The following is a 12,879-nucleotide window of genomic DNA, read 5'->3' as shown; positions in this document are numbered from 1 at the left end:
GTCTGTGCAGTCCAGGAAAATTGCGGCCCCGGACTCAGTGACCGCCTCTTGCAGGAAGATGACATGGATAGGCCCATATGTAAATAGTAATTATTACCATTTATGAACAACCGAAAATCTCCTTCTTTATGCTCTCTGTTTCATCTTAATATCAGTGTGTTACAGCAGTTTTACTGCGCAGGATGGGTTTACCGAGGCTCAAGCTTTCGCAGGTTTGCACTACTTCTTCAGCTCTGGCATCGTTCCCCCGCAGCATCACAAAAACAACAAGCAGCTTGCCCGACCTTTGCATGCGCGTTCTCAGGCCGCGGCCCTCAAGGCGTTGACGCAGACTATCCACACTTTCTTCATCCTTGAACGCTCCAACCTGAAATACATAATCGAATGTGTTACTTATAGGTTGCAGACTGTTCAGCACCACGGGCTGGTCGGCCTGTGCCGCCTGTACAGCCTGCCCTGTGGGTGGCGGGGTCGCAGGCACGACATTCTGAACGGTTTTTGGGCCGGCCTGCTGCCCATGCGCCGGAGCCGCCGCCACTTCGCCGGGCTTAAGGCCTTCGGCCATACCCGGAGGCAGGCTTTCGCCCCGCAGCACTCTCGCAAACTTCAGTTCTTCAGGAGCCAGGATGTGTTGTTGCGGCACGTCTTCCGCCTGCGGTTCGCTTTCAGCAGGCCCGCCCTGCGTTCTGTTCATGGCCGTCTGCTGTGTCCCGTGGCTTCGCCAGTAGGCCCGCCCGCTCATGACGCCTCCCACATAGGCAAGCGCGATGGCCGCCACCACAAGAAAACACGCCGCCAGCAAAGAAGATGGCCGCAGACACAGGCATTTTGAAGGTTCTTCCTGGCCTGACGGTGACTTGCTACGAAACACTGAAGGCATGTTTTTTCCTTTCTGGATTAAGAGTTGCGCGCGAACTTTTCAGGCAGAAGCCGGGCAGAAGCGCACATGCCGCAACATAGCAGGCGCGCCCCTGTGCGTAAAGGGCGTCCGCAATAGCCGTTGAACCGAAGCTGCCGGCTGACGCGCTTCATATCGCACACGGGCAACAATCCGCCTGCAGTCTTCCCGCGGATACCCCAAAATACGTTTTGCATGCCCTCTGAAAGGCGACTTGCGGGCCGCCCCCGCGCTCTGCTATAATGCGCCTGTCTCTAAGACGCCGGGTACAGACATTGGGAGTGTATGCATGACCTTCAGTAATTATCCGCAGCGAAGCCTGCCCTGTTTTTTCATCTGCTTTATTTTTCTTTTGTGGGCGGGGCACAGCCTGGCAGCAGGGCCTCAACTTCTTGCCATTGCTAATAAAACAGAAGAAGATCTTCTCAACATCAGCCTGCAGCGCAAAGGCGTTACGCAATTTGCCCGACTGGACATGGCTCCCGGCGGAAGCGATGAAATTGAAAATCCCGGTGGAACGGCAGATCTGCGGCTGGATACGGGGCTGGCCCTCTGGACCTTCAGCGCCGTACCCGTGGGACAGGCCGCCAGCCTCGCCTTCGGCCCCCGGCCCGACCAGATGACCCTGACGACGTCCAAAGGCGGGAGCCGTCAGTTCAGCGCCCGGATGCAGAGCCTTTTACCCGATGAAAACAGTGGCCCAGTTTGCATGCTTGACCAGTTTCGCCCCGGCATGAGCATGAAGGATGTGTGCGCCCTGCTGGACAAAAGCCCGCCTCATGACGACAACGACGCCGTGCTCACCAGTCTTGGCTTTGCCGGTATGGTCTGGGCTGCGCGCCTTTTGCCCGGTCAGGCGGAAAACGGCACGGCCAGTACGGCGCGGCCCGGCAATCCCGACCGCCTTGAACATATGGAACTGCGCCGCAAGCTTGACGCTGCCACTCTGAACAAGCTGCTTGAAACGCTTTATGCACAGGGCTACGCCCCCTGGCAGGCCGAATTGCCGGGGCTTGACATGGACTTTGTAGAACTGCCCAGAACAGACGCCGCACAGCACCGGCAAATGCTCCGGCAGGTGCTGGACTATTTTCTGGCGGCAGGTCAGGGCGAGGCCACCATCATGCTTGCTCCGGCAGCCATGCTGCCGAACCTGGCCGATGCCGACACCCCCAGGCAGGACGTACAGCTTTTTACCCTGACCCTGCGCCCCACATCAAAAAATCTTGTTGTGGATGTGGCCGCCTATCAGGCTGGCGAAGGCGGCCGTTGAGCATGTCCTTGACCTGACGCGCCTGTTTCTGCCCCGCTTTTTGCGGGCCATAAAAATCCCGGTTCTTGCCGGGATTTTTAGTATCCGGGCGCTATGTCTGTCACAATCCCCGTGGCAGCCTTGCCGCCTTTGCCGGGTAAACACGATGCCCAGGCATGATAACAGCATCCAGCGCCATACTTTTTAACCACAAAATCATGGCCGTTGACTGGCGCAGCTGAGTTGTAAATGTTTTCTGTGTGCCGCAAAAAACCGTCCCGGAAAAATGCAGCACAGAGCCGTGCGGCACTTTCCCGGGACGGGCATGCAAGTTCTGTCAACGCTGTACAGAGGCCTTTAAAGCGGACGGCCTTCTTTTTTGGCAGCCCGCATGGCGCGCAACCAGTCGTACCACTCCTGAAGACCCTGCCCATGGCGGCAGGAAACTTCAAAAATATCCAGCTCCTTGTTGAGCTTGGTGGCAAAATTACAGGCCCGCCCCATATCAAAGTCCACATAGGGCAGCAGGTCTACCTTGTTCAGCACGAGCGCCTGGGCCAGATTGAAAAGAAGCGGGTACTTCTCGGGCTTGTCGTCGCCTTCGGCAACGCTCAGCAGGGCAACCTTGGCATCTTCACCACAGTCAAATTCCACAGGGCAGACAAGATTGCCCACATTTTCGATAAAAAGAATATCCACGCCTTCAAGATCAAGACTATCCAGCGCTGTCAGAATCATATTGCTGTCAAGGTGGCAGCCGCCATCGGTATTGATCTGCACGGCCTGTGCCCCGGTAGCGGCCACGCGGCGCGCATCATTGTCTGTCTGCAGGTCGCCTTCCACCACGGCCATGCGAAACTCTCCCGCCAGATCGGTAAGCGTGCGCTCCAGCAGCGTGGTCTTGCCCGCGCCGGGCGAACTGATGAGATTCAGGGTCAGAATCCCGCTGTCAGACAGCCGCTTGCGCACATGAGCCGCCATTTTTTCATTGGCTTCCAGCACATTGCGAACCACGGGAATTTGCATGCCAGTCTCCTTGCAGGCCCCGGCAATGGGGTCTTTTATGTGAAGTATCGGTACGTTGAGAAGGCGATGATGAATGATATAGATCGTTAAAAAAGTGCCATCGACAAGAAAGCCGCCGCATTTGTGCAGCGCCCTGTACTGCCCGGGGCTGATGCCCGATCCGGTTCCGGTCAGCTGGCCTCAAGGCGGTTCAGGTACAGCTCCCTGCCCTGCTTGACCACATGGCCGAACTGCTCACCGCAGCCGGGGCAGGGTTGTACAAGAGCATCCTGCCCTTCACCGCCAAAGTCTGCGCCGCAAAAAGGGCAGTGCAGTTGCAACGGCAATTCTTCCATTTCAAGGCGCGCACCCTCGTGGGGCGTACCCTGAATCATGGTTTCAAAGCAGAATTGAAGAGATTCCGGCACCAGTCCGGCGAGAGCGCCATATTTGACGTTCACCACCTCAAGACGGGTACAGCCCTGACGGGTAATTTCCTCTTCCGCCATTTTCAGCAAGCTCTGTGCGATGGCCATTTCGTGCATGGCGGCATACTAGCTCAAAGGCCCTGCCACGTAAAGGCCGTAAGCCATTCTTGCCATTCGGCGTAAATAATGTACATTTCGGGCATGCGTCGCTCAAAATTCTCAGGCGTGTACTCCTTTTCCACCGACTGGACGGAAAGCCGCCGCAAAACCCACTACTTTGTCTGGGAGCTGCCGGACGGGGCATTTGCGGTACAAGAACTCAACAACGCCTTCCAGCCGTTGGCTGATCCCGAAAGAATCAGCGCCAGATCCTTCAAAAAAAACTTCAAGGCAGAGCCGGAAATCCTGGCGATGCCTGTCACTACGCCTGACCTCACGCAACTTGAAAGCAAAAACGCGGCGGGCAATACACAACAAACTGTAACTACAGGACAAAAAACAAAAACCGCTCAGGAGACCAGGCAGGAGGAACAGCCCCGGAGCACGGCACAACCCCAGGCCCCCGAGCAGGATGAAACACAAGGCGGCCCAAAGGAACAGGCTGGCCCCCGGAACAGATCTGCAGGCGGACACGAGGCTGACCCGGCCGCCGGGCGGGAATCCGTCCCGCCAGACTCTTCGCCTGTTGCTGCGCCACAAAAATTTTCCACTGCAAGCCAGAAATCTTCCGCAACCTTCCCCGCCGCGCCTGCAGCGCAGGCCGCTGCTACGCAACGGTCTGCGGTATCGCCGGAAGCACCACGCCCCGGAACTGCCGAAAAACAGATCCCTCTTTTACAGAAACAGAAAAGCACAGCCTTTCCCGAGGCTGCCCTGGATGCGCTTGCGCGCTCCGAGGCTGAAAAAGCGCGGTCCAGGGCAACGGGCAGCAATCTTTCCGTTTCAGAAGATTCCTCACTCTCCCCTCCGACGCTGCGGAGTGCAGGCGCGGCGACAGTAAGCCGAGTTTACGACCCCGAAGCCGCACGCAAAGCCAAGATGACAGAATCGAAGCTGCGCGAAACCTTCCGTCAGGCGCTGCTCCGTCTGAAGCGCCCGCGCGAGCGCCAGGGGGCTTTAAAAGCGCTTGAACAGCTTGCCGAAACAACAGAAGATATCTGCACAGCTCACAAGCACATGTTCAGAGACTTCGGCGTGAGGCTGCGGCAAAGTGCCCATCCGGATCTGGCCCTTCTGTTCAGCCGCAAGGTTGTGCAACTGGCTCCGGATGATGACCATGCCCACTTTAATCTGGCCCGCATTCTCTGTATGCTTGGGCAATACGATGATGCGGCCGCCCATATTCGCACGGCCATGGGTATGAATAGCGATAAGGGTCTGTATTTTCGGATGCTTGTATATATTCGCAAAGAAAAGCTGCAAAACCGGGGGCGAAGCGCTTCGCCCGGCCGGTAAAACGGCAGTTGGTCAACACTTGTTTTGGCAGGAGCCTTTTGGCATGAACAAAGTAATATTAAGTCTTCTTCTGGCTGTCTGTGTACTGGGCATGGCCCTTATTATGCTTAACGAAAAGCTGCGTAAACCGGAGCAGACCCCCATCACGCAGACAACCATAAGCTCGCAGGCTGCTGATGCCGCTGCGGGACTCCCCGAAGCGCAGGACGCAGCCCCCGGCACTCTGCTGCCCGGCAGTGACAGTCGGCCGCTGGCTTCCGACGGCACAGCAGCCCCCTACCTGCCGCCCCTGCCTGTGGAATCCAGCCACAGCCTCACACCGCCCGACCGCGCGTCCCGCCCGGATGCAGAAATGCCCAGCGCCCCAGTGCGTGCGCCCCTGCCCGAGCCGGTAAAGCACACCTCCGTGCCTTCCAGCACCGCAGGCGAAACACCCGCCGCCCGGCAGGCCGGAACCGTAACAAAGAGCACCGCGCCCGCGCAGACGCCTCTGGCGGCCACAGAAAAAACGCAGCCCGCCGAGAAAAAAACACAGGAGCGCACCACGGCGGAAAAACCCGCCCCCAAAAAGCTTGAGATCACCCGCTTTGTAGTTTTTTCCCGCGACAAAGGAGCCACTGTCCGCCTGGTAGGCACCGCGCCCATCGACTATAAGAGCATGACGCTTAACAATCCGGAAAGGCTCGTCATCGACCTTGAAGGCAAGTGGCAGATCAAAGCTCCCGGGGTTCCAAAAAATCCTCTGGTCACCAATGTGCGCCTGGGGAAATTTACGGACAAGACAAGAGTGGTTATTGACCTTTCCGGCAAGCCTGCGCACACACGCTACATCCTTTCAAAGGACAGGCTGTCTCTGGATATCAGGGTAGACCAGTAATCACCCTGTATTCCCGATCTTTCACCGTCAAGGCCCCGGGCGTATATGCCGGGGCCTTGACGTTTCGGGACACGCATGCGTCCGACACCTAGTAACCGCACGCATACCGGTCACAGGCAGCACGCGTCTTCATACGCCCGCAGCGCCTCGGGAAAAGGCGCAAGTACACGCGGCAGCACCCCTTGGGCGAGAGAAATAGCCACTCCGTAATTGGTGATGGGCAGCCCCGCCCGGGTTGCAGCGTGCAGGCGCGCCATCATCTGCCCGCGCGTAATAACGCAGCCGCCGCAATGCACGACGGCCTTGCAATCCCCGCTGTACCCGGAAAACTCCTTGCCTGCGGCAATGGAAATACGCAAGCCGCCACCCGCCATTTTTTGCAGCAGGCGCGGCAGTTTGACCCTGCCGATATCATCCTTCTGTGCATGATGGGAGCACGCCTCCTGAATCAGCACACTGTCACCGGACCTGAGTTTTCTCAGCGTGGCCGCACCTTGGACCAGACAGGTCAGATCACCTTTGAACCGGGCCATGAGAATGGAGAAGGTCGTCATGGGAATATACTCCGGTGTATGACGATCGACCGCATGCACCACCTGCGAATCACACACGACCAGATCGGGCGCTTTTTTCAGACAGCGCAGCGCTGCGGGCAATTCCGCCTCTGTGACAACAAGGCATATCTTTCGCCCGTCCAGGCTGTCACGAATGGTCTGAACCTGCGGCAGAATCAGCCTGCCGCGGGGGGCGCCGGAGTCAATGGGCGTCACGAGGACAAGCACCCCCTTGTCAGGCAGCAGATCGCTTGCCAGCGGCGGCTGCCGCAGAGCACCCTCAGGGGCTGCCGCCATCAGGGCCGCGCGTACAGCATCCAGTCCCTGGCCGCTGTACGCCGAAACGCAGACAAAAGGCACTTCATCGGACAGGCCTTGTGGGCGCGCCATGCTCCCCGGCTGGTCCGCCTTGTTGCGCACGGCCACAAAGGGTATTTCCTGCTCTTTCAGGCGAGCGGCAAGGTCACGTTCATACGGCCCCCAGGACGGAGAATCCGTTACCAGCAAAGCCAGGTCAGCTCTGGTCATGGCCGCAAGGCTCCGCCCGGCGCGCAATCCTCCAAGCTCGCCCGTATCGTCAGTACCGGCGGTATCAAGAAAAACAACCGGCCCCAGCGGCGCCATTTCAAGCGTTTTTTCCACCGGGTCGGCTGTCGTGCCCGGAGTGGCGGACACAATGGCAACGTCCTGCCCACACAATGCGTTGAGCAGCGAAGACTTGCCCACATTGCAGCGACCGAGAACGGCGATATGCAGACGAAGCCCCTTGGGCGCATCTTTCATGACAAACTCCCATACAGGTGTTTCCGCCGGAACGTGGCGGCCGGCACAGCGGGGTAAACCGTGCCGGCCTGTTCGGGCGGGGGACCCGGGTGCAGGTCCCCCGTGGGGCCAATCATGCGGCCCCGGCTACAAAGCATTATTCGTAAGGATAGGCGCTCTGCGCAAATTCCGCATGTCGGGGATTGGGATACAGCCCGGCGTCCACCAGTGCTTTAAGCCCCTTGGACTTGTCAAACCAGCTGGTATGCAGCAGCTCTTCAGACTTGTGTCCCAGGGGCTTGCCCAGCCAGTTGTCATACAGGGCCTTGACCTGCGCGTTATCCTGCGAGGCCCTTTTGGGAAAGGCCGCATCCGCGCCGTAGACGGCCTTGGTGCGGTCTGCCATATAATCCTTGATGTCCTTGACCGCGGCATGGGCCTTGTTCACCATGCGCACGCCAAGCAGCAGACCGCCGGACAGGATACATGCGCCTTTCAGAAATCCCCGTCTCGTTGTGCTGATGATCGACATACCGCCTCCTATGCGTTGGTTGAAACGTTGGCGAGCCGTTTTCTGAGGCCCGCGAACAGGCTTGTGGCCTTGCGTTCAGCGTACTCAAGCAGGTTTGGCATGATGGGCTGGCCGCCGCCGCAGACGCAACCTCCTGGGCAGGCCATGAATTCGATGAAATGATAAGGCGAGTTTCCGGCGCGTACCTGATCGCACACGGCGGCAAAATGCTTGGCCCCATGCACCACGGCAAGGCGCAGTTCCGTACCGTTGATGGTAACGGCATACTCCTTTACGCCCTTGAGACCGCGCACCTCTTTAAAGTCCCACGAATCGGGACGCTGGCCGGTCACCGCTTCATACGCGTAGCGCAGCGCCGCTTCCATAACACCGCCGGAAACGCCAAAAATGGTCGCCCCGCCTGTGGACTCGCCCATGAGGCTGTCGCGCTGGCCTTCAGGCAGTCTGGCAAAGTCTATCCCGGCCTGGCGGATAAGGTACGCCAGTTCGCGGGTTGTGAGGGTGGCGTCTATGTCGCGCTGGCCGCCTGCGGCCATTTCCGGGCGCAGGCCTTCATATTTTTTGGCAATGCACGGCATGATGGACACAGTGTACACCTGAGCCGGGTCATAGCCCTGCTTTTCCGCCCCATAGGTTTTTGACAGACGGCCGTTCATGCCGACGGGCGACTTGCAGGAAGAAAAATACGGCAGAAGATCAGGATAAAAGGTTTCAGCATACTTCTGCCAACCGGGACAGCAGGACGTAAACTGGGGAAGATGCTTTTTTTCGCCCAGCCGCTGTACAAACTCCGACGCCTCTTCCCATATGGTCACGTCAGCGGCGAATTCCGTATCCCAGCAATGGTCAAAGCCCAGGGCTTTAAGGGCCGCCAGCATCTTGCCCGTGGTGACCGTGCCCGGAGGAAGGCCAAAGGCCTCGCCAAGGGCATAGCGCACCGCCGGAGCAGGCATGGCGATGCACTTGACGTTTTTGTCCTTCAACTTCTCCTGAAGCTCGGGAACCCAGGTCTGCGTTTCATAGATAGCCATTTCCGGGCAGTGGGTCAGGCACTGGCCGCAGTTAATGCACGGTTCGGGGTAGGCTACCGTGTGGGCAAGGCCGGTTTCTCCATACACGGCCCCGGTGGGGCAATATTCCTGACAAAGATCGCAACCTATGCATTTTTTGTCGTCAATCTGGACAAAAAGCATCTTGTCGCCGTCAGCGCCTCTGGGCGGCACATGTGGCTCATACTGGATATGTTCCATAATAATGCGCGGCATTCCAACCTCCTGGCGGTAACAGGTGAAACAGTTTTCCGGCGCGCTTCTGCGCGCACGCTCCCTACAGTGCAGCCGGAACCCGGCACAGAACTTGACCCTTGCCTATGGCCGCGCTGCCGCCTCCGGGGCAGGGGCGTTTGCCATATGCGGCATGTCAAGCGCATGCCGTCGGCCAGCACCTTCAATGGCCTGGCGGGCGGCGGCAAGATCCACACGATTCTTGTTGTCGTAGATACAGTAATCTTCCCGGACATCGGACGGGGTGAAGCCCGGCATGAGCACATTGGCCCCGGCCAGCAGGCCATCGCGCTGGCCGCTGGCGGCATCAACGGTAGCCAGTGCCGTAGTTGCAGGAATGTTGGCCCAGGGCAGGGCAATCCGCAGGACGGCCATGACCCGCAGCGTCAAGGCCGCGCTGCCGCCGACAGATTTTCCCAAAGGCGTATGAGCCTGCGGAATGAACGGTCCCACGCCGCACATGGCTACACGCAGACGGCGCGCCAGCAGAATATCGTCAGCGAGGCTTTCGGGGCGCTGCCCCGGCAGCCCCACCATAAAACCAGAACCGCACTCATAACCGAGAGAAGCCAACGTGTGCAGGCAAGCGATGCGTTGCCGCAAATCATGGCCGGGATGCAGGACAGCATAGAGCTTTGCATCGGCTGTTTCGTGCTTGAGCAGATAACGCACGGCCCCGGCCTCTTTCCAGAGGGCGTAGGCCGCCGCCGGCTGCTCGCCCACACTCAGCGTCACCGGAAGGTCAGACCTGCTGCGGATATCGGCGATGACGCGGGCCAGCCACTCGGGCTTGACCGCATATTCACCCGACTGCAGCACAATGGTGTCGGCTCCGGCGGCGGCCGCCGCCGCGGCCGCTTCAAGTATGCGTTCCCGGGAAAGCGTATAGCGCTGCAGCCTGTGGTTGTCCGCCCGCAAGCCGCAGTAAAGGCAGTTGCGGCGGCAGTTGCTGGAAAACTCAACAAGACCGCGCACATGCACATGAAAACCTTTTTCACTCTCCAGAACATGAGCGGCACGCAGGCGCAGTTCATGCCAGGGAGTGTTGAAAAGCAGGTCAAGAATGTCTTCGCGGCGCATGAATCCTCCCGGAGGCGGCGACGTATCAGCAGTACACATCCCTCTGGCCGGAACGGACCTTGTCCAGCAGCTTTTCCGATACACGCCGTGTACGCTCCTCCATGCCGCTCAGGGTGGCGGCAATGGCCCCCTCCCCTGCCAGACGCGCTTCGTCAGTGGCATAGTCAAGCAGGTACTCTTCAAAGGTGGAAAGCGCATTGGGAGCGCACTTGGCCTTGATAAGGCCCGGCTTTGCCAGATCCATAAAATCTTTGCCCGTGCGCCCGAGGCGGTAGCAACCTGTGCAGAAAGAGGGGATGAAGCCGTGTGCGCCAAGGTCCTGCACCACTTCTGCAAGGCTTCTGTGGTCGCCGAGCTGAAACTGTGCGGCCTCAAACTGGCTTTCTTCGCTATATCCGCCGGGATTGGTGCGGCTGCCCGCCGAAATCTGCGAAACGCCCAGTTCCAGTGTCAGGCTGCGTATGGCGGCGCTTTCGCGGGTGGACATGATAATACCCGTATACGGTACAGCCAGACGCAGAATGGCCACCAGCTTGAGAAAATCCCTGTCGCTGACGGCGTGGGGCGGGCTGGAAGCAAGGTCAGAACCAACGGCAGGCTCTATACGGGGAACGCTTATGGTGTGGCAGCCAACGCCAAAGCGCTCTTCAAGATGGGCAATGTGCTGCATGAGAGCCAAAGTTTCATAACGCCAGTCATAAAGACCGTAGAGCAGCCCCATGCCGACATCATCAATGCCCGCCAGCATGGCGCGGTCAAAGGACGATGCGCGCCAGTCCAGATCACTCTTGGGACCGGAGAGATGCATCTGCCTGTAGGTTGGCCGATGATAGGTTTCCTGAAACAGCTGGAACGTGCCGATATTGTGCTCTTTAAGACTGCGAAAATCGTCCACGGAAAGCGGCGCAAGGTTCACGTTGACCCGCCGGATGCAGCTCTCGCCCTCACGCACGTCGTAAATGGCATCAATGGCGTCCAGAACATAATCAATGCCGCTGCCGGGGTAGGATTCTCCGGCCACCATCAGCACCCGCTTATGCCCCTGACGCAGTATCACCCTGGTTTCTTCTGCAATTTCAGCCATGTTCAAGGCACGACGTGACACAGCCCTGTTTGACTTGCGAAACGCGCAATACAGACATTCATTGGAACAAAGATTGGAAATATACAATGGCGCGAAAAGCACGATGCGGTTGCCGTAAATCTCCTCTTTAACAGCCTTGGCCGCCAGATACAGCTCTGAGGTAAGCTCGGGAGAAGAAATGCCCATCAGTACAGCCACATCCTGCAAGGAAAGGCCTTTCAGCTCTTTGCCCCTGGCGAGAACGTCACGCACCTTGGCGGCGTTCTCCTGACTACAGGACGCAAGAATTTTTTCTATCTTCTCTCCGTCCAGCCAGGTGGCCTTGGTGTCAGCGGCATTTTCCACGTCTTCCCCCTTGCGCGCCCAGGCTGCCCGTTCACGCACACATTTTCGTAGTGAAGCAGTGACGGACAGGCATCGGCTTCAGTTTAGTGTTATCTTTTATAAAAATGTAACACCAATGATTGTAAAAAAACCTACCCTACGGCAGGAAAAACGGCAGCATGTCTGCGACAAATAACCGCTGCACTACAAGCGGTCTTTTGAACAATATGGGACGACGGGAAAAACCTACGCCTCTGTGTTACTTTTGTCAATTACGTGCTACAAAAAATTACACTCTGCATACCGTTCAAACCCCGATTTATTTGTGAACCGTGATTTTCGCACATCGTAAGCTTGGCCGCGGCAAATTTTCCGATCCGCAACGGTTGCGCCAGTTACTGTTCCACTTCATATCAACCACAAAGTATGCTCCGTCATACAATCTGCACATGGATCGGGTGCAAAACTGCACGCAAGTTGATCCAGATCAAAATATAATAAAAACAGTTAGATATATAAATATTTATTCATATGCAGCACACATGACATCTCGGCATAATCAATCACAGAGCATACTTTTATGTATATGGGAATATACTGATTGTACAACCAGCTAATAGCACCGCAACAATTATATAAAAACAGGCATATCAATAATATTTGCAGGCATAAAAACTAAAATAACATGTAAATTATTAAAATTTTTATTTATCGATATATCATAAAGATGCAATCTATTTTTTCTTAGCAAGACATACCGGTGAAAAAAAGAATTTAGTTGCACAAAAACGTAAACGTATGCTCTTATCGTATAACGTACAAAAAATATTCAATCTGTCAGCTCAACATTATAAAAGATAAAAGGCGCATTAAAAAATCATTGAAAGGGTGCACAATGCTTAAAAAAATTACCTTTCTTTTGATTATTTTTATGGCAGCCCTTCATATGGAGTGGGGGAAGGATCTGGGCATCGGCCATGCCCATGCCTTTGGCGTGCTCCACGAACACAACCGCCATTCCGCCGACCGTTTCCTGCCGGTACAAAGTCTTCAAACCCCGCTCCAGAACGAACACGGCCTGCCTGCTGAGGCGGGACCTGCTCCGTGTGGATATCCCCGCCTTGGCGCCATACTGCCTGAGCGGATCAAGCATGACGCCAACCACCCCTCACAACCTGACCAGCTTATTTCCTATTTTCTTCAAACCATTCCCTACACCAACCCCGGAAGTCCTGCCCCGGCAAACAGCCTCCACTTGCCGGACAAGCGTAAATTCCAGGAAAGCCCCCCACCTGTCCGCGCTCCTACCGCCTGAGCAAACCCACCAACGCACTTGTGGCAGACA

General features: G+C 57.1%; 12 protein-coding genes. 4 read left to right on the top strand and 8 right to left on the bottom strand.

Annotated features, from left to right (window positions below; all coding sequences use genetic code 11):
- Positions 1–151: 151 nt before the first annotated feature.
- On the bottom strand, positions 152–880 hold the full coding sequence (locus ACZ495_RS02955; protein WP_296986486.1) for an SPOR domain-containing protein: 729 nt from the start codon (positions 878–880) through the stop codon (positions 152–154).
- 307 nt (positions 881–1,187) lie between these two features.
- Here ACZ495_RS02955 and ACZ495_RS02950 point away from each other — a divergent pair, with 307 nt between their 5' ends.
- Positions 1,188–2,171, top strand: coding sequence for a peptidoglycan glycosyltransferase (locus ACZ495_RS02950; protein ID WP_296986488.1), 984 nt, complete (start codon positions 1,188–1,190; stop codon positions 2,169–2,171).
- Positions 2,172–2,507: 336 nt separating this feature from the next.
- Here ACZ495_RS02950 and hypB read toward each other — a convergent pair whose 3' ends face one another.
- Both hypB and ACZ495_RS02940 read right to left on the bottom strand, forming a co-directional pair.
- Complete coding sequence (hypB, locus tag ACZ495_RS02945) at positions 2,508–3,176, bottom strand: hydrogenase nickel incorporation protein HypB (protein ID WP_464262572.1); 669 nt, start codon at positions 3,174–3,176, stop codon at positions 2,508–2,510.
- A 170-nt stretch (positions 3,177–3,346) separates the two neighbouring features.
- Positions 3,347–3,700 carry a hydrogenase maturation nickel metallochaperone HypA/HybF gene (locus tag ACZ495_RS02940; protein ID WP_012625124.1) on the bottom strand — a complete coding sequence of 118 codons (354 nt, stop codon included), beginning with the start codon at positions 3,698–3,700 and terminating at the stop codon, positions 3,347–3,349.
- 69 nt (positions 3,701–3,769) lie between these two features.
- On the opposite strand from ACZ495_RS02940, the gene ACZ495_RS02935 reads away from it, so the two are divergent.
- On the top strand, positions 3,770–5,038 hold the full coding sequence (locus ACZ495_RS02935) for a tetratricopeptide repeat protein (RefSeq protein WP_012625125.1): 1,269 nt from the start codon (positions 3,770–3,772) through the stop codon (positions 5,036–5,038).
- Between the two features lie 43 nt (positions 5,039–5,081).
- Positions 5,082–5,915 (top strand): AMIN domain-containing protein, encoded by an 834-nt coding sequence (locus ACZ495_RS02930; RefSeq protein ID WP_464262571.1) that lies wholly within the window; start codon positions 5,082–5,084, stop codon positions 5,913–5,915.
- Between the two features lie 110 nt (positions 5,916–6,025).
- On the opposite strand, the gene hydF is transcribed toward ACZ495_RS02930, so the two are convergent.
- The 5 genes from hydF to hydG all read right to left on the bottom strand — a co-directional run bounded on the left by hydF (position 6,026) and on the right by hydG (position 11,555).
- Positions 6,026–7,252, bottom strand: coding sequence for a [FeFe] hydrogenase H-cluster maturation GTPase HydF (hydF, locus tag ACZ495_RS02925; protein ID WP_012625127.1), 1,227 nt, complete (start codon positions 7,250–7,252; stop codon positions 6,026–6,028).
- Positions 7,253–7,388: 136 nt separating this feature from the next.
- The gene (locus tag ACZ495_RS02920) at positions 7,389–7,763 is read right to left on the bottom strand and encodes an iron hydrogenase small subunit (RefSeq protein WP_012625128.1); all 375 of its coding nucleotides are present in this window, start codon (positions 7,761–7,763) and stop codon (positions 7,389–7,391) included.
- A gap of 8 nt (positions 7,764–7,771) precedes the next feature.
- On the bottom strand, positions 7,772–9,028 hold the full coding sequence (locus tag ACZ495_RS02915; RefSeq protein WP_012625129.1) for a [FeFe] hydrogenase, group A: 1,257 nt from the start codon (positions 9,026–9,028) through the stop codon (positions 7,772–7,774).
- A gap of 102 nt (positions 9,029–9,130) precedes the next feature.
- On the bottom strand, positions 9,131–10,126 hold the full coding sequence (gene hydE / locus ACZ495_RS02910) for a [FeFe] hydrogenase H-cluster radical SAM maturase HydE (RefSeq protein WP_012625130.1): 996 nt from the start codon (positions 10,124–10,126) through the stop codon (positions 9,131–9,133).
- 25 nt (positions 10,127–10,151) lie between these two features.
- On the bottom strand, positions 10,152–11,555 hold the full coding sequence (gene hydG, locus ACZ495_RS02905) for a [FeFe] hydrogenase H-cluster radical SAM maturase HydG (protein ID WP_012625131.1): 1,404 nt from the start codon (positions 11,553–11,555) through the stop codon (positions 10,152–10,154).
- 874 nt (positions 11,556–12,429) lie between these two features.
- Here hydG and ACZ495_RS02900 point away from each other — a divergent pair.
- Positions 12,430–12,849, top strand: coding sequence for a hypothetical protein (locus ACZ495_RS02900; RefSeq protein ID WP_012625132.1), 420 nt, complete (start codon positions 12,430–12,432; stop codon positions 12,847–12,849).
- The last annotated feature ends 30 nt before the right edge of the window (positions 12,850–12,879 follow it).

It is taken from the genome of Desulfovibrio sp. GTC20076, from assembly GCF_055385905.1.
This window is presented reverse-complemented; position numbering and strand designations above follow the sequence as displayed.